Consider the following 16,041-nt stretch of genomic DNA (forward strand, 5'->3'; position numbering starts at 1 on the left):
ATCGTTGCTGAGGTTCTAGTCGGACGGTGACCCCGTGGGCAACACCTTGTGAGGAAGTCCCCACCGGCCGGGCGGCCCGGCCGGTGGGGACGACCGGTCAGCCCAGGTCGACGGCGGGGTACAGCGGGAAGCCGGCGAGCAGCTCGGTGGCCTGCTTGCTCACCTTGTCGGCGACCGCCGGGTCGAGGACGTACTTCGCCTTGGACGGCGTGCCGTCGGCGTTCGCGCCCGGGGTGGTCTGGGTGAGCACGGCGTGGATCAGCTCGGCGGTGGCGTCCATCTCGGCGGTGCCGAGGCCCCGGGTGGTCAGCGCCGGAGTGCCGATCCGGATGCCGGACGTGTACCAGGCGCCGTTCGGGTCCTGCGGGACGGAGTTGCGGTTGGTGACGATGCCGGAGTCGAGCAGGGCCTGCTCGGCCTGCCGGCCGGTGAGGCCGTAGCCGGTCACGTCGATGAGCACCAGGTGGTTGTCGGTGCCGCCGGTGACCAGCCTGGCGCCGCGCCGCAGCAGCCCGTCGGCGAGGGCCTGCGCGTTGGCGACGATCCGCTGCGCGTAGCCCGCGAAGTCGGGGCGGCGGGCCTCCGCGAGCGCGACCGCCTTGGCGGCCATCACGTGCGGCAGCGGGCCGCCGAGCACCATCGGGCAGCCCCGGTCGACCTGCTCGGCCAGCTCCGGCTGGCAGAGCACCAGGCCGCCGCGCGGGCCGCGCAGCGACTTGTGGGTGGTGGTGGTGACGATGTGCGCGTGCGGCACCGGGTCGAAGTCGCCGGTGAAGACCTTGCCGGCGACCAGACCGGCGAAGTGCGCCATGTCGACCATGAAGGTCGCCCCGACGGAGTCGGCGATCTCCCGCATGATCCGGAAGTTGACCTTCCGGGGGTACGCCGAGTAGCCGGCGACGAGGATGAGCGGCTTGAACTCGCGGGCCGCCTCGGCGACCTTGTCGTAGTCGACCAGGCCGGTCTCCGGGTCGGTGCCGTAGCTGCGCTGGTCGAACATCTTGCCGGAGATGTTGGGCCGGAAGCCGTGGGTGAGGTGGCCGCCGGCGTCCAGCGACATGCCGAGCATCCGCTGGTTGCCCAGCTCGCGGCGCAGCGCGAACCAGTCGGCCTCGGTGAGGTCGTTGACGTGCCGGGCCTGCGCGCGCTTGAGCGCCGGCGACTCGACCCGGTCGGCCAGGATCGCCCAGAAGGCGACCAGGTTGGCGTCGATGCCCGAGTGCGGCTGCACGTACGCGTGGGGCGCGCCGAACAGCTCCCGGGCGTGCTCGGCGGCGAGCGCCTCCACGGTGTCGACGTTCTGGCAGCCGGCGTAGAAGCGGCGGCCGACCGTGCCCTCGGCGTACTTGTCGCTGAACCAGTTGCCCATGGCCAGCAGGGTGGCCGGGGAGGCATAGTTCTCGCTGGCGATGAGCTTGAGCGACTCGCGCTGGTCGGCCAGCTCGGCGCGGATGGCGTCAGCCACGCGCGGCTCGACGCCGCCGATCACTTCGAGCGCGCTGCGGAAGGCGGTGGACTCGGCGTTCAGCGACATGCGACCTCCTGGTGACGTGCGGAAGGCCCAGGCGCTCGGCATGCGTCCTCGTGACGGGGCCGCTCCCCGATGGTTCTCCATCTCCAATGCGCCAGTCACGGCCCGAGGGGATCCTACCGGGTCCGTCGGTGCCGGTGGCGTCGCCTCGCTCGTGATCCATTCCATGCCGGCGGCATCGGGACGTGCGGGCCACCGGGAGCCCGCGGTGCCCACGGCATCGGGTCGATCACAGCCGGCGGGGCTCGCCGGGCGGGCCCGCCCCGCCTAGGATCGACGGCATGGCGGGGGCGGGCGGTGGTGGGAGCCTGCTGGCCATCAGCGACCTGCACGTCCGCCACCCGGACAACCGCGCGATCGTCGAGGCGCTGCATCCCGAGTCGCCGGACGACTGGCTCCTCGTCGCCGGGGACGTCGGCGACACCGTCGCCCAGATCGAGTGGGCGCTGCGGCTGCTGGCCGGCCGGTTCGCGAAGGTCGTCTGGTCTCCGGGCAACCACGAGCTGTGGACTCCGCCCAGCGATCCGGTGACGCTGCGCGGCGTGGCGCGCTACGCCCACCTGGTCGAGCTGTGCCGCGACCTGGGCGTCGTCACCCCGGAGGATCCGTACCCGGTGTGGGAGGGGCGCGGCGGTCCGGTGACCGTGGCGCCGCTGTTCCTCCTGTACGACCACAGCTGGCGCCCGGAGGGCTTCGACACGCCGGAGGCGGCGCTGGCCGAGGCGTACCGGACGGGCATCGTGTGCACCGACGAGTACCTGCTGCACCCCGACCCGTACGAGAGCCGCTCGGCGTGGTGCGCGGCCCGGGTGGCGGAGACGGCCCGGCGGCTCGCCGATCGTGATCCGGCGCTGCCGACCGTGCTGGTCAACCACTGGCCGCTGGTCCGGGAGCCGACGCGCATCCTGCGGTACCCGATCTTCGCCCAGTGGTGCGGCACCGAGGCCACCGCCGACTGGCACGTGCGCTTCGACGCCGCCGCCGTGGTCTACGGCCACCTGCACATTCCCCGCACCACCTGGTACGACGGCGTGCGGTTCGAGGAGGTGTCGGTGGGCTACCCGCGGGAGTGGCGGCGGCGGAGCGCACCGCCCGGGCAGCTGCGGCGGATCCTGCCGGAGCCCGACGGGGTGCCGCCCACCGCCTGGTGACACGCGCCGGGGCCCGGCCGACGGCCGGGCCCCGGGTGGCGGGACAGGCTCAGGCGCGCACCGCGTCCAGCGATTTCTTCAGCGCCTTCGGGGCGGCCGGCGACCGGGGCGCCTTCTTACGCATCTCGATCATCCGCTCGCCCAGCTCCTGCAGCTCGTTACGGCCCATCTTCTCGCGCACCTTCGGGAACCACTCCTGCTCCTCCTCCTCGACGTGGTGCAGCACGCTCTCGATCAGCACCGTCGTCTTGGCGTTGTAGTGCTCGTCGTCCGGCTTCATGGTGAAGAGCTCGAAGCAGAGCACGTCGGCGACGTGGTGCTCCTCGTACGACTCCAGGATGTGGTCCTCCAGCTCCGGCAGGCGCTTGCGGACCTCCGGGTACATGACCTCGTTCTCCAGGTAGGTGTGGACGGTCAGCGCCTCGAGGATCTGCTTGACCAGCTTCTCGCGCTGGCTCGCCGGCGCGTCCTCGTTGGCCTGGAACTCCTTGAACAGGCGGCGCATCTCCTTGTGGTCCTCTTTCAACAGGACGATGGCATCGGTGGACACCGGCTGACCTCCTCGGATCGGGCTGAGGTCCCCTTCCGTACCCGGCGGTGAGCAGGAGAAACGGATGGGGCCCGGCGGATCACCGCCGGGCCCCACCACAGGTTGTGCGCGGTGCTACCTCACCACGTTGTACGCGTTGACCATGCCCGCGCCGTAGAACGAGTTGCGCTCGCCACCGGTGCAGGTGGCCGGGAAACCGGGCCGCGGCTCCCAGACGCCCTCCTCGCAGGGCTGTGCCACCGCCGTGCGCTCAAGGAACGACGCCAGCTGACCCGGCGTCATCCCCGCGTGCGCCGACAGCGCCAGCGCCGCAACACCGGCAGCGTGCGGGCTGGACATCGAGGTGCCCTGCTTGTAACCCCAGCCGTCGCCGCCGCTGCGCGACCAGGTGGTCGACAGGATGCCGTCGGTCAGGGTCGAGCTCACGCCGTTGGTGCGGAACCGGGTGTCACCGCCGGGTGCGGTGACGTCCACGACGCCGAGGCCGTACGACGAGTAGTAGCTCTTCTTCCCCGTCGGGGCGACCGCCGAGACGGTCACCACGCCCGGCGCCTCGCCCGGCAGGACGAGGCAGGCGCTGTTGAGGTCCTCCCGCTCCTCCTCCGGGGCGCTACCGTCGTTCGGGCTGCCGGTGTCGGTGTTCTTGTGCGCCAGGTCCCAGTTCGAGTTGCCCGCCGACGCGACGTGCAGCACGCCCTTGGACTGCGAGTAGCGGATCGCCCGCTGCACCGCCTGCCACACCGGACGCTGGCGCGCGTCGTTGCGGCAGTTGAGCTCCCACGGGTCGATGAAGTAGCTGTTGTTCGTCACCTGCATGCCGTGCTCGGCCGCCCAGATGAAGCCGCAGATCGCGGCCTCCGGATAGATCCAGCCGCCGTCGTTGACGACCTTCACCGCGGCCACCTTGACGCCGGGAGCGACACCGGTGACGCCCCTGCCGTTGATGGCGGCGGCGATCGTGCCGGCCACGTGGGTGCCGTGGTCGGAGGTGGTCGGGTTCCAGGCCGCCTCGGTGGTGTCGGCGACGCCGCCGAGGCAGGACGCGCTCTTGTCCTTGGCGATCTGGGTGGTCAGGTCGGGGTGGGTGCTGGAGATGCCGGTGTCCAGCACGCCGACCACGACGTTGGCGGAACCGGTGGTCACGGCGTGAGCCTCGGGCACGTCGATCATCGGCATGTCCCACTGCTGGCCGAACATCGGTTCGCCGGTGGGGTCACCGGCGGCAGCGGCGACGGCCGCGGCGTCGACCTCGACGGTCTCGCCCTCGTCGATGGCGGAGCCGAGGCCGGTCGTCGCGGCGACCGAGTCGACCCCGGCGCCCGCCACGTCGGTGGCGAACTCCGGGTTCGTGGAGCGGACGACCAGCACACCGATCTGGTCGTACTCGGCCACGACCGTGCCCTTGGCGACGGCCACGCGGGCCACCGCCTTGTCGGTCGTAGCGCCCTGCGGGGCCAGCACCAGGTACGTGGTGTCCGGCCCGGCGGCCGCCGCGGCCGGAGCCATGCCACCGGTGACGGCCAGGCCGACACCGAGCGACACGGCCGACGCGGCGGCCAGTGTCTTGCGACGGAGGTTCTTCACACAGACTCCCAGGGGCTGTCGTGCGGCCGGCGCTCCCTGGTGGGGAGGCGACCGGCGGGCGGCGGGCAGGGTGCCCGTCACCGTTGAAGACAGCGCCGGATGTTCGTGTGGCGTTACACACACTTGTCGTGGCGGACAAAACGTGTCAGACGGTGGCGAGGGTGTGCGGGATCTCGTCGAGCAGCTCGCGGGCCAGGAAACCGATCCGGCCGTACTGCGGAACGAGGCGCTGCCCGCTCACGGCGTGCGCGAACGCACCCCAGCACGCCGCCTGCGCCGGCTCCGCGCCCCGGGAGAGCAGACCGGCCAGCAGACCCGCGAGGACGTCGCCGCTGCCCGAGGTGCCGAGCCCCGCGTCGCCGCTCTCCTCCCGCCAGGTCCGCCCGTCCGGCGCGGCGATGTGGCCGTACAGCGACACCACGGCGTCGTACCGGCCGGCCAGCTCGGTCGCCTCCGCGTCCAGGTCGTCGCCGGGGTCACGGCCGAGCAGGTGGCGTGCCTCGGTGCGGTTGGGGGTCAGCACCACCGGACGGCCCGCGCCGACCAGCAGGTCCGGCGCGTGGCTGAGGGCCCCCAGGGCGTACGCGTCGAGCACCAGCGGCGTCTCCCGGCGGGCGGCGTCGAGCACCACGCGCAGCAGGTCGCCGGCCTCGTCCACGTCCTTGAGGCCCGGGCCGACCGCGACCACGTCCGCCTCGGCCACCAGTTCGCTCAGTCGGTCACCGCACCGGCCGGCCACCGCCCCGTCGGCGGTCTCCGGCAGCCCGATCACCAGTGCCTCGGGCACCTGGATGCTGAGCGCGGTGGCGGTGGACTCGGCGGCGGCGAGCTGGAGCACCCCGGCGCCGGCCCGCAGTGCGGCCACCCCGGCGAGCAGCACCGCGCCGGGCGTGAACCGGGAGCCGCCGACCACCAGGACGGTGCCCCGCGACTCCTTGCCCCCGGACGGTACGGGCAGCGCCCAGTCCCGCAGCAGCGCCGGCGTGATGACCCGGGTGTCAGACCGGTTCGGCATGGACCTCGTCCTCCCTGGTCGGCCGGGCGCCTTCGCGCCGCAGGTGGCGTACGTCGTTGAACACGTCCGGGCGGAGCCGGCCGTCGTCGACCGACCAGCCGGTGACCGAGCAGTTGGCGATGACGTGGGCACGTGTCAACGCCATCAGCTCCTCCTCGGTGAGCCCCTCCACCAGGTAACGGGTCAGGAAGACCAGGGCGTCGTGGCCGAACAGCAGCACCCGCCGGCCCTCGTGGTCGCGGCGGAGGTCGCCGAGGAGGGCGCGCAGCCGCAGCGCCACGTCCGTCCACGACTCGCCGCCCGGCGGGCGGTAGTAGAACTTGCCGAGCCGGTCCCGCCGCGCCGCCTCCTCGGGGTACCGGCGACGCACGCCGTGCCCGGTCAGCCCGTCGAGGATGCCCAGCTCCCGGTCACGCAGCCGCTCGTCGCGGGTGCACGGGATGCCGGTGCGGTCGAGAGCCAGCTCGGCGGTACGCCGCGCACGCAGGTACGGCGACACCACCGCCACGTCGGGGCGGCGGGCCTGCGGCAGCCCGGCGAGCCACCGACCGGTGGCCCGGGCCTGCTCCTCCCCGGTGCGGCTGAGCGGCACATCGGCGTCGCGGTGGGTGAGGTCGATCAGCTCGGCACCGGACGCCTCGGCCGCCCCGGCCGCCACGTTCGCCGTGCTCTCGCCGTGCCGGACGATCCACAGCGCCGCCAGTTCCGCCATGCGGCACCCCCTACCCCGGCGCATCCCCGGGTAACCGCGGGGGTGCCGGCGCTTCGATGCGTGAACTGGCCGACGGCGGGTAAGCGCTGGCTCGACCTGAACACGGACAGGGGAGGTACGCCGTGGCGACCATGACACAGGAACAGAAGAGCGCCCTCAAGGACAAGAACTACGACCTCATCCACGCGATACAGATGTCCCTGGAGAACATCTACCGGATGGACACGTACATCTCCGACGCGGAAAGCCGAGGAGACAGCGAACTCGCCACGTGGTTCCGGAAGATCCAGGAGAACAACCGCAAGGCGGGTGAGCAGGGCAAGCAGATGCTGATGGCGCGCTTGCAGACGGAAGGGCGCTGAGGTCGGCGTGTCGCCGGCCGGACCGCTCACCGGAGCCGTCCGGCCGGCGGCGTGTCCCCGCCGAGCGCCCCGCGGCCGACTACGGTGTGAGGCGTGGCGACGACGGCGGCGGAGGAGATCCGGGTCGGACAGCGCGTCGTGCGGGTCTCCAGTCCGGACAAGCCGTACTTTCCGGAGCGCGGGCTGACCAAGCTCGACGTGGTGCGCTATTTCCTGGCCGTCGGCGACGGCATCCTGCGCGCCCTGCGGGACCGGCCGACCATGCTGGAGCGCTGGCCGCGCGGCGTCTTCGAGGGCGCCAAGATCGCCACCCGGCAGGACAACCGCGGCGACGCCTTCTACCAGAAGCGGCTGCCGGCCGGTGCGCCCGACTGGGTGCAGACGGCGCACATCACGTTCCCCAGCGGACGGACCGCCGACGAGGTCGCGCCGAGCGAGCTGGCTGTGGTGGCCTGGGCGGTCAACCTCGGCACCCTGCGGTTCCACCCGTGGCCGGTCACGAAGGACGACGTCGAGCGGCCGGACCAGCTCCGCATCGACCTGGACCCGTTGCCGGGCGTCGGGTTCGACCAGGTGGTGCCGGTGGCGCACGAGGTCCGCGCGTTCCTCGACGAGCTGGGGCTGGTCGGCTACCCGAAGACCACCGGCGGCCGGGGGCTGCACGTCTACCTCACCATCGAGCCCCGGTGGAGCTTCGGCGACTGCCGGCGCGCCGTGCTGGCGCTGGGCCGGGAGATGCAGCGCCGCCGCCCCGACCTGGTCACCACGACGTGGTGGCGGGACCAGCGGGACCGGCCGGTGTTCGTCGACTACAACCAGATGGCCCGTGACCACACGATGACCTCGGCGTACTCGATCCGGCCGGCCCCGGCGGCGCTGGTGTCCGCCCCGCTGGACTGGTCCGAGCTGGACGACGTCCGGCCGGAGGACTTCGACGTCACGACGATGCCGGCGCGCTTCGCCGAGCGTGGCGACCCGCACGCCGGCCTCGACGACCGCGCGTACTCGCTGGAGCCGCTGCTGGAGTTGGCCGACCGGGAGGGGCTGGAGGCCCCGCCTGAGCGGTGAGGCTCTGCCCCTGCCCGGCTTGCAGGGCGCAGATCAGTGCCAATCGCCGATCTTGACGTCGTCCGGCGCCGGCCTGCCGCGCCCGGTCTCCACAAGCTCCTTGAGACTCATCAGGAACGTCGCCCACTTTGTGCTGCAGTGGTGCATGAACTCCACCGGCTCGCGCCAGCCCTCGTGCGTGAACTGGACGATCGTGTACTCGCCGCGCTGGTCGAGGCGCCAGTCGATCTCGGTTCCGATCCATTCCTCGGGGCCGTCGGTGACCCGCCACCGCAGGCGGCCGGAGGGATCGAGCTGCAGGACTTCCATGTCGAAGCCACCGACGTCGCCGAACCGGAAGGCCAACTGCCCGCCGACCTCGCTCTTGCCCGTCGTGTCGGTCGTCCACCAGCCGGCGATGCCCTCTGGAGTTGCCACTGCTCGGTAGACGTCGTCGAGCGGTGCGACGACGCCGATCCGGTGCAGGATGTCGACCATGTCATTCTCCTTGGTTGTTGTTGCGGGTGCGTTCGATGGCCTCGGCGATCCGCTTGATCCGGCGGAGTCGGGCGTCCCAGGTGGCGCCGACCGCTGACAACTGGGCGACAGCTCGGGCGAGCTGCGCCTCGTCGACGTGGTAGTGACGCTCGCGACCGGCCGGCGTGGCGTGAACCAGACCGACCCGGTCCAGGACGGCCAGGTGCTTCGATACGGCCTGGCGGGTGACGGGTAGTCGCTCGCTCAGTGCTGTGGCTGTGCCTGGTCCCTCGGCAAGAAGAAGGTCGATCATCGTGCGCCGGATGGGGTCGCCGATCGCCGACCAGAGGTCGTCATCGACCACCGTGCTCATGACGTGGAGACCAGCCGCGCGACGTACGCGCCCAGCGCCCGGATGTAGTGGTCCCACGAGCTCTCGTGGTCGTGGTACTGCTCCTCGAGGACTGCGATCTCCCATCCCATTTCGCGGAACCCGGTCTCGGTCATGCGGATCCGGGTTCCCTCGCCGGTCGGGACCAGGTCGAAGGTGACGAGCAGCGACTGCCCGTTCCGGTCGGGGTCCGAGAAGCACCACCGGAAGGAGAATCGCTTCGGCGGGTCGACCTCGACGACGGCGAGTGCGACGGTCATCGTCTCGCCGGTCTCCGCGTCGCGCCAGACGAGCTCGCCGGGTGCGCCCGCGACCGGCTCGAACCGTGCGTCGTCGGGCCACCATTCCCGCATGTGCTCGGGCCGACTGATCACCTCGAAGACCACCTCGGGCGACGCGTCGACATGGATGTCGCGCTCGATGGATCCGTGCTCCATGCCCATCAACCTTTCGCAACCTTTGGTTGCGTCAAGCTACAACATCTTCACCTCGATGCGCAACCTTTGGTTGCACGTCGAGGAGCGGCGACCCGTCTGACCCCAGACCATGGCACATGAGCAAACACGCAGGTAAGCCGATGTCCCGCAACTTCCGCGGCGCGGAGAACGGGAGGATCGGCGGTTACGTCCGCCGCCTTCGGCGCGGAGGGTTATCCGCTGCGTTGGCCGTGAGTACGGTGGTCACGACGGCGGCAGGTAGGCCGGCCGACGCATCCCGTGCTACAGGGAGGTCCGAAATGGACTCGGTGCCCGAGCTGACCTTCGGACAACGTCTGAAGCTCTACCGTGAGCGCTCGGGCAAGACCCGGGCTGTCCTGGGCGGACTGGTCGGTCGGAGCGCCGAGTGGGTCAAGGCCGTGGAGACAGATCGGATCCTGCCGCCGCGTATCCACATGCTGGATCGGATCGCCCGTGCTCTCAAGGTCGACGTAGCGGCCCTGGTCGGCGAGCTGAGCGATCGTTCTGCCGTCGTCAACGGGCCGGAACACCCGGCACTGGCCTCTGTCCGCGACGCCGTGAACCGCTTCCCGCTGTCCGATGACGTCGCTCCGAAGCCGTTGACGCAGATCAGGGACCGCCTCGTCGCGGCCTGGCGGGCACGTCATCAGGCTTCCGACCATCGCACGGTGCTCGGCGCTCTGCTCCCGGACCTGCTGCAGGACGCCCAGCGTGCCGCGTTGGCCTACGAGGGCGATGAGCGTCGGCAGGCGCAGGCCCTGCTGGCCGAGGTGCTCGGGCTGGCACAGATGTTCCTCGCCTATCAGCCTGCCGCCGAGCTGTTGTGGCGGGTCGCCGACCGGGCGATGGTGGCGGCTCAGGAGTCCGGAGACCCCGAGGCGCTGGCCTGCGCGGGTTGGTTCCTGTGCCAGGTGCACCGGGACGCGGGGGACTGGGACACCGCGATGACGGTGACGCTGGACGTGGTCTCGGCGCTGGAGCCGCGGACGTCCGACGCGGACGCGAATCTCCTCGCTCTCTGGGGAGCACTGAACTTCGAGGCCGCCTACACCGCTGCCCGTGCTGGCGAGGAAGGCCGTGCCTGGCGGTACTGGGATCGCGCGGACCGGGTGGCGCAGCGTCTGCCACACGGCTTTTACCAGCCGCAGACGTCGTTCTCGCGCGTCATCATGGGAGCCCACGCCGTGACCGTGGCGGTCGAGTTGCAGAAGTCCGGCGAGGCGGTGCGGCAGGCCAGGCGCCTTGACCCGGCAGCCATCCCGTCGAGGCCGCGCCGTGCGCGACACCTCATCGAGGTGGCTCGCGGCCACTACGGCAAGGGCGACAACGAGGCGACCGTGGCGGCGCTTCGGCAAGCCTACGAGTCGGCGCCGGAGACGATCCGCTTCAACGGCTACGCCCGCCAGATCACTCTGAATCTGCTCGACCGTCCCCGTCCCGTGCGGAACGACGTGCGGGACCTCGCGCTGAAGGTCGGCCTCGTTTCGTGATCTAGGGGTACGAAACCTACCTGCTCCGCCCCGCAACGCTCCGTAGGTTCCTCCTCACGGGATGCGGCGGGCGGTGCGGAATCGCCTGGCCGCCGCGTCCCTCTCACTCGGGGGCGGACAACCTGCCCTCGCAGTCGGCGAGGGAGGACCATGCGGCGCGTCTCGTACGACGAGTATGTCTCCGCCGTCGCACTCACCCTCGCGCGGCGGCACCGGCCGGTCTGGTGCTGGCGTAGATGGCGGCGGGTCTGCCGCTGTGGAGCCGACCTGCCCTGCCACGCCCGGCACCGCGTCCCGATCAACCGAGGGCACTGGCCGGGGGAGGCGGCGCAGTGAGAGGCGACCAGGAGCAGACGATCCTTGCCGTGCACGTCCGACGGCTCGACGGCACGTGCGCCGGCTGTCGGGCATGGTGGGCGCGGCTCACGCCGTACCCGTGCTGGCAGGTGGAATGGGCGACCAGCCGGCAGGCGCGGTCGCTGACGGCGGCGCTGCTCGGAGGCGGCGCATGACGACGCACGGCCCGGTGCTGCCGATCTGGAGCTGCGGCGGCTGCGACGCGCCCTGGCCCTGCCGCACCCGCCAGCGGGCCGGACAACAGCGCTTGGCGGCGATGCTGCCGCCTCGCGCCTGCTGGTACGGTCGCCAGGTGATCGTCGAGGAACACTGGTGGAACGGCGACAGGACCGCACGAGGGCGTCGCGACGTCTACATCCGTACCGATGGTCGGCGTTGGGAAGTGCAGGCGCAGATCGGTGGTGCCCAAGGTCGTTCAGAGGTGTTGGAGTGCACCAGCCGTAGCTCGGCGAGCATCCTGGCAGGGGCTTGGCGCGGGGGCAACCCGTCGTGGCGCAAGCTGCCTGACTGAGCACAATTCCGCTCTTGACCCCGGAGGTCACTCCCAGGGGCTCAGCTCGCCGTCGAACTCGTGGAAGACCAGCCACGTGCGGGTGGAGAGCACCCCGGGGATGCTCTGCACCCGACTCAGCACCACGTCGCGCAGGGTGGCGTTGTCCGGCGCGCGGACCAGGGCGAGCACGTCGTGGTCGCCGCCGAGCAGTGCGGCGTGCTCGATGTAGCGCACCCGCGCCAGCTCCGCGGACACCTCGCGCCAGGTGTTCTGCTCGATCTGGATCGCGATGTACGCCGACGTGCCGAGCCCGGCCCCCTCCGGCGCGACCTGTGCGCGGAAGCCGGTGATCACGCCGTCGCGCATCAGGCGCTCGACCCGGGCGTAGGCGTTGGTGCGGGAGATGTGGATGCGCTCGGCGAGCGTACGCACCGACGTGCGCCCGTCGCGTACCAGCTCGGCCAGGATGCGCCGGTCCACCTCGTCCAGGGCCCGCGCCGATCGTCCCGTTCCGGGCGTCGAGTCCACCTCCGGACCGGACTCCTGGCTCATCTCGGTGCCCCCTGTCTGCCATCCGTCCCGCGTTCGCGGCGGATCTTGAGTCAATCATCCAACGGCAGGAGCATAGGCGCACCAGATGTCCAGGAGGTTCCCGCCGTGACGACCACACCCCAGGCGGTCCGCAGGGAGTCCCGGCGCGCGCCCCGACCGGCCACCACGCCGGATCCGGCCCGCGCGCTGCTGCCGGCCGGCGAGCCGGTACGCCTGCTCGGCCCCGACGGCACCCCGCTGCCGGCCCACCCCGACTACCCCGAGCCGCCCGTGGAGGCGCTCGTCGAGCTGCACCGGCGGATGGTGATCGGCCGCCGCTTCGACGTCCAGTCCACCGCCCTGACCAAGCAGGGCCGGCTCGCCGTCTACCCGTCCTCCCGGGGACAGGAGGCGTGCCAGGTCGGTGCGATCCTCGCCCTGCGTGACGACGACTGGGTCTTCCCCACCTACCGCGAGTCGATGGCCCTGGTCTCCCGGGGCATCGACCCGGTCGAGGTGCTGACCCTGCTGCGCGGCGACTGGCACTGCGGGTACGACCCGGCCGCCCGGCGCACCGCGCCGCAGTGCACCCCGCTCGCCACGCAGTGCGTGCACGCCGCCGGCCTCGCGTACGGGGAGGCGTACCAGGGACGGGACACGGTGGCGCTGGCGTTCATCGGTGACGGCGCCACCAGCGAGGGCGACTTCCACGAGGGGGTCAACTTCGCCGCCGTGTTCAAGGCCCCGGTCGTGTACTTCGTGCAGAACAACCGGTACGCGATCAGCGTCCCGCTGTCCCGGCAGACCGCCGCGCCGAGCCTCGCGTACAAGGGCGTCGGCTACGGCGTGCCCAGCGAGCAGGTCGACGGCAACGACCCGGTCGCCGTCCTCGCGGTGCTCGCCCGCGCGGTGGCGCACGCCCGCGCCGGCCACGGCCCGTTCCTGGTCGAGGCGCACACCTACCGGATGGAGCCGCACACCAACGCCGACGACGCCACCCGTTACCGGGACGCCGACGAGGTGGAGGCCTGGCGGGACCGGGATCCGGTCGCCCGGCTGGAGACGTACCTGCGGGCCCGGGGCGCGCTGGACGACGCGGCGGTGACCGCGGTCGCCGAGGAGGCCGAGGCGTACGCCGCCGACCTGCGGGACCGCATGCACGACAAGCCCACCGTCGACCCGCTGAGCCTGTTCGACCACGTCTACGCCGAGCCGACGCCGCAGCTCGTCGAGCAGCGCGAGCAGGTCCGCGCCGAACTGGCCGCGGCCGCCGAGGAGCGGGACGCCTGATGGCCACCATGACCATGGCGAAGGCGCTCAACGCGGCCCTCGCCGATGCGATGCTCGACGACGAGCGGGTGGTCATCTTCGGTGAGGACGTCGGCCAGCTCGGCGGCGTCTTCCGGATCACCGACGGGCTCCAGGCCCGCTTCGGCGACAAGCGCTGCTTCGACACCCCACTCGCCGAGGCCGGCATCGTCGGCTTCGCCGTCGGCCTGGCCATGTCCGGCCTGCGGCCGGTGGTGGAGATGCAGTTCGACGCGTTCGCGTACCCGGCGTTCGAGCAGATCGCCTCGCACGTGGCGAAGCTGCGCAACCGCACCCGCGGCGCACTCAGCGTGCCGATCGTCATCCGGGTCCCGTACGCGGGCGGCATCGGCGGGGTGGAGCACCACTGCGACTCGTCGGAGGCGTACTACGCACACACCCCCGGCCTGAAGGTGGTCACCCCGGCCACCGTCGAGGACGCGTACTCCCTGCTGCGCGAGGCGATCGCCGACCCGGACCCGGTCGTGTTCATGGAGCCGAAGAAGCTCTACTTCGCCAGCGCCGAGGCCGAGCTGTCGGCCCGGACCGAGCCGTTCGGCCGCGCCGTGGTCCGCCGGCCCGGCACCGACGCCACCCTGGTCGCGTACGGGCCGGCGGTGCCGGTCGCGCTGGAGGCCGCGGAGGCGGCTCGCGAGGAGGGCTGGGACCTGGAGGTCGTGGACGTCCGCACGATCGTGCCGTTCGACGACGCCACCGTCACCGCCTCGGTCCGGAGGACCGGCCGGTGCGTGGTGATCCAGGAGGCGCAGGGCTTCGCCGGGGTCGGCGCGGAGATCGCCGCCCGGGTGCAGGAGCGCTGCTTCCACGCCCTGCACGCCCCGGTGCTGCGGGTGTCCGGCCTGGACATCCCGTACCCGGCGCCGATGCTGGAGCACACCCACCTGCCCGGGGTGGACCGGGTGCTCGACGCGGTGGCCCGCCTCCAGTGGGACGACCAGCCCGACCCGCGCTGGCTGACCGAGGCCGGTGCGGCATGAGCGAGAAAGTCTTCCTCCTGCCCGACCTGGGGGAGGGGCTGACCGAGGCGGAGATCGTCGAGTGGCGGGTCGCCGTCGGCGACACGGTGACGGTGGACCAGACCGTCGTCGAGGTGGAGACCGCCAAGGCGGTCGTCGACGTGCCCTGCCCGTACGCCGGGCGGGTCGTGGCCCTGCACGGCGCGGCGGGGGAGGTGCGGCCGGTCGGCCAGCCGCTGATCACCGTCGCGCCGCTGGACGCGGCCGTGGCGCCCGCGCCCGGCGGCGCTTCCGGGCCCGCCGGGCACGCCACCTACCGGGAGGAGGAGCGCGCCGGCTCCGGCAACGTCCTCATCGGGTACGGCACGGGCCACGGCGGCTCGGGCCGGCGCCGCCGCCGGCCCCGCCTCGCCCCGGCGGTGGACGCGACGACCGGTACGCCCGCGTCGGCGGCTGCCGTTCCGGCGACCGCCGACGCGGGCGCCGTACTGGTCATCTCGCCGATCGTGCGGCGGCTGGCGAAGGAACGCGGTGTGGACCTGACCACGGTGCACGGCACCGGGCCGGGCGGGGTGATCCGCCGGGCCGACGTGGAGGCCGCCGGCACCGTCGCGCCGACCCGGCTCGCCGCCGTTCCGGACGTCCCGGACCCGCACGTCGGGCTCGGCGACGGCGACGTGGTGGTGCCGCTGACCGGCATCCGCAAGGCCATCGCCGACAAGCTGTCCCGCAGCCGGCGCGAGATCCCCGAGGTGACCATCTGGGTGGACGTCGACGCGACCGCCCTGCTGGAGACCCGCGCGGCGATCAACGCGGCCACCCCGGACGCGCCGGTCAGCATCCTGGCGCTGCTGGCCCGGATCTGCCTGTCCGGGCTGCGCAGGTTCCCGCAGCTCAACGCCCGGGTGGACACCGAGGGGCAGCGGATCGTCCAGTCCGCCGGGGTGCACCTGGGCATCGCCGCCCAGACCGACCGGGGCCTCGTGGTGCCCGTGTTGCGGGACGCGCAGCGGCTCACCACCGCCGAGCTGGCCGCCGCACTGGCGGAGACCACGGCGGCGGCGCGGGCCGGCACCCTGCCGCCGGCACGGCTCACCGGCGGGACGTTCACGCTGAACAACTACGGCGTATTCGGCGTGGACGGCTCCACCCCGATCATCAACCACCCGGAGGCGGCGCTGCTCGGGGTGGGGCGGATCGTGGACAAGCCCTGGGTGGTCGACGGGCAGCTCGCGGTGCGGAAGGTGACGCAGCTCAGCCTCACCTTCGACCACCGGGTCTGCGACGGTGGGGTGGCCGGCGGCTTCCTGCGGCACGTCGCGGACTGCGTCGAGCGGCCCGCGCTGCTGATCGCCAACCTCTGACCGGACCGATGGCCGGCGGCGGCGCCCACGGCGCCGCCGCCAGCCATTCCGCCATCCCACGTCCGACGGGGTCCGGATCACCGCGATCGGACCACGGTGGGTCGAAGCCGGACGGCAGGCGGCGATCGGGCACGCCCGGTCACGTGCGGCGCAATTGGCGCGGGACCGGAAAACGGGTCGACAATTGCGGTCGCGGATTCGCCGAAATTGCGTACGAAACCGTCCCTGCTGGAGAGAATGTGG

The 16,041-nt window shown here is 72.2% G+C and carries 19 protein-coding genes and 1 riboswitch; of the genes, 10 read left to right on the top strand and 9 right to left on the bottom strand.

Translation table 11 applies throughout. From position 1 onward, the window contains the following. Window positions 1–97: 97 nt before the first annotated feature. A complete protein-coding gene (locus ACTMS0_RS21335) occupies window positions 98–1,534 on the bottom strand; it encodes a glycine hydroxymethyltransferase (RefSeq protein ID WP_441157002.1) in 1,437 nt (478 codons plus the stop codon). An 18-nt stretch (window positions 1,535–1,552) separates the two neighbouring features. After that, window positions 1,553–1,643: riboswitch (ZMP/ZTP riboswitch) on the bottom strand. Between the two features lie 169 nt (window positions 1,644–1,812). On the opposite strand from ACTMS0_RS21335, the gene ACTMS0_RS21340 reads away from it, so the two are divergent. Beyond that, window positions 1,813–2,682: a metallophosphoesterase family protein gene (locus tag ACTMS0_RS21340; RefSeq protein ID WP_441157003.1), complete on the top strand. Its 870-nt coding sequence runs from the start codon at window positions 1,813–1,815 to the stop codon at window positions 2,680–2,682. Window positions 2,683–2,731: 49 nt separating this feature from the next. On the opposite strand, the gene ACTMS0_RS21345 is transcribed toward ACTMS0_RS21340, so the two are convergent. From ACTMS0_RS21345 to ACTMS0_RS21360, 4 genes are all read right to left on the bottom strand, one after another. Then, entirely contained in the window at window positions 2,732–3,232 is a 501-nt protein-coding gene (locus ACTMS0_RS21345) for a hemerythrin domain-containing protein (protein ID WP_441157004.1), read from the bottom strand. A 114-nt stretch (window positions 3,233–3,346) separates the two neighbouring features. Beyond that, window positions 3,347–4,816, bottom strand: coding sequence for a S8 family peptidase (locus ACTMS0_RS21350; protein ID WP_441157005.1), 1,470 nt, complete (start codon window positions 4,814–4,816; stop codon window positions 3,347–3,349). 145 nt (window positions 4,817–4,961) lie between these two features. Then, window positions 4,962–5,831 carry an NAD(P)H-hydrate dehydratase gene (locus ACTMS0_RS21355; protein WP_441157006.1) on the bottom strand — a complete coding sequence of 290 codons (870 nt, stop codon included), beginning with the start codon at window positions 5,829–5,831 and terminating at the stop codon, window positions 4,962–4,964. Beyond that, entirely contained in the window at window positions 5,815–6,543 is a 729-nt protein-coding gene (locus ACTMS0_RS21360; RefSeq protein ID WP_441157007.1) for a histidine phosphatase family protein, read from the bottom strand. Before ACTMS0_RS21360 ends, ACTMS0_RS21355 begins: the two co-directional genes overlap by 17 nt. A gap of 131 nt (window positions 6,544–6,674) precedes the next feature. Here ACTMS0_RS21360 and ACTMS0_RS21365 point away from each other — a divergent pair, with 131 nt between their 5' ends. Both ACTMS0_RS21365 and ACTMS0_RS21370 read left to right on the top strand, forming a co-directional pair. Next, complete coding sequence (locus ACTMS0_RS21365; RefSeq protein WP_441157057.1) at window positions 6,675–6,905, top strand: hypothetical protein; 231 nt, start codon at window positions 6,675–6,677, stop codon at window positions 6,903–6,905. Window positions 6,906–6,998: 93 nt separating this feature from the next. Next, window positions 6,999–7,973, top strand: a complete 975-nt coding sequence (locus tag ACTMS0_RS21370) for a DNA polymerase domain-containing protein (RefSeq protein WP_441157008.1) — start codon at window positions 6,999–7,001, stop codon at window positions 7,971–7,973. A 33-nt stretch (window positions 7,974–8,006) separates the two neighbouring features. On the opposite strand, the gene ACTMS0_RS21375 is transcribed toward ACTMS0_RS21370, so the two are convergent. From ACTMS0_RS21375 to ACTMS0_RS21385, 3 genes are read right to left on the bottom strand one after another with little or no spacing between them, the layout of a single operon-like run. Beyond that, window positions 8,007–8,450 (bottom strand): SRPBCC family protein, encoded by a 444-nt coding sequence (locus ACTMS0_RS21375; protein ID WP_441157009.1) that lies wholly within the window; start codon window positions 8,448–8,450, stop codon window positions 8,007–8,009. A 1-nt stretch (window position 8,451) separates the two neighbouring features. Next, window positions 8,452–8,802 carry an ArsR/SmtB family transcription factor gene (locus tag ACTMS0_RS21380; RefSeq protein ID WP_441157010.1) on the bottom strand — a complete coding sequence of 117 codons (351 nt, stop codon included), beginning with the start codon at window positions 8,800–8,802 and terminating at the stop codon, window positions 8,452–8,454. Further along, a complete protein-coding gene (locus ACTMS0_RS21385) occupies window positions 8,799–9,257 on the bottom strand; it encodes an SRPBCC domain-containing protein (protein WP_441157011.1) in 459 nt (152 codons plus the stop codon). Before ACTMS0_RS21385 ends, ACTMS0_RS21380 begins: the two co-directional genes overlap by 4 nt. 299 nt (window positions 9,258–9,556) lie before the next feature. Between ACTMS0_RS21385 and ACTMS0_RS21390 the strand changes: the two genes are divergently transcribed. The 4 genes from ACTMS0_RS21390 to ACTMS0_RS21405 all read left to right on the top strand — a co-directional run bounded on the left by ACTMS0_RS21390 (window position 9,557) and on the right by ACTMS0_RS21405 (window position 11,636). Next, window positions 9,557–10,768: a helix-turn-helix domain-containing protein gene (locus tag ACTMS0_RS21390; protein WP_441157012.1), complete on the top strand. Its 1,212-nt coding sequence runs from the start codon at window positions 9,557–9,559 to the stop codon at window positions 10,766–10,768. A 150-nt stretch (window positions 10,769–10,918) separates the two neighbouring features. Continuing rightward, the gene (locus ACTMS0_RS21395) at window positions 10,919–11,104 is read left to right on the top strand and encodes a hypothetical protein (RefSeq protein ID WP_441157013.1); all 186 of its coding nucleotides are present in this window, start codon (window positions 10,919–10,921) and stop codon (window positions 11,102–11,104) included. After that, window positions 11,101–11,280, top strand: coding sequence for a hypothetical protein (locus tag ACTMS0_RS21400; RefSeq protein WP_441157014.1), 180 nt, complete (start codon window positions 11,101–11,103; stop codon window positions 11,278–11,280). Before ACTMS0_RS21395 ends, ACTMS0_RS21400 begins: the two co-directional genes overlap by 4 nt. Then, window positions 11,277–11,636 (top strand): hypothetical protein, encoded by a 360-nt coding sequence (locus tag ACTMS0_RS21405; RefSeq protein WP_441157061.1) that lies wholly within the window; start codon window positions 11,277–11,279, stop codon window positions 11,634–11,636. Before ACTMS0_RS21400 ends, ACTMS0_RS21405 begins: the two co-directional genes overlap by 4 nt. A 27-nt stretch (window positions 11,637–11,663) precedes the next feature. Here the strand turns inward: ACTMS0_RS21405 and ACTMS0_RS21410 are convergent, their stop codons facing one another. Further along, entirely contained in the window at window positions 11,664–12,170 is a 507-nt protein-coding gene (locus tag ACTMS0_RS21410) for an Lrp/AsnC family transcriptional regulator (RefSeq protein WP_441157015.1), read from the bottom strand. A 72-nt stretch (window positions 12,171–12,242) separates the two neighbouring features. Here ACTMS0_RS21410 and pdhA point away from each other — a divergent pair, with 72 nt between their 5' ends. Genes pdhA through ACTMS0_RS21425 form a run of 3 tightly spaced genes read left to right on the top strand, consistent with a single transcriptional unit; the run spans window position 12,243 to window position 15,798 of the window. Then, window positions 12,243–13,439 (top strand): pyruvate dehydrogenase (acetyl-transferring) E1 component subunit alpha, encoded by a 1,197-nt coding sequence (pdhA, locus tag ACTMS0_RS21415; protein WP_441157058.1) that lies wholly within the window; start codon window positions 12,243–12,245, stop codon window positions 13,437–13,439. Next, the gene (locus ACTMS0_RS21420; protein WP_441157016.1) at window positions 13,439–14,455 is read left to right on the top strand and encodes an alpha-ketoacid dehydrogenase subunit beta; all 1,017 of its coding nucleotides are present in this window, start codon (window positions 13,439–13,441) and stop codon (window positions 14,453–14,455) included. Before pdhA ends, ACTMS0_RS21420 begins: the two co-directional genes overlap by 1 nt. Beyond that, on the top strand, window positions 14,452–15,798 hold the full coding sequence (locus tag ACTMS0_RS21425; protein ID WP_441157017.1) for a dihydrolipoamide acetyltransferase family protein: 1,347 nt from the start codon (window positions 14,452–14,454) through the stop codon (window positions 15,796–15,798). Before ACTMS0_RS21420 ends, ACTMS0_RS21425 begins: the two co-directional genes overlap by 4 nt. Window positions 15,799–16,041 lie beyond the last annotated feature (243 nt).

This window comes from Micromonospora sp. H33 (assembly GCF_052068455.1).
Classification (GTDB): Bacteria; Actinomycetota; Actinomycetes; order Mycobacteriales; family Micromonosporaceae; genus Micromonospora.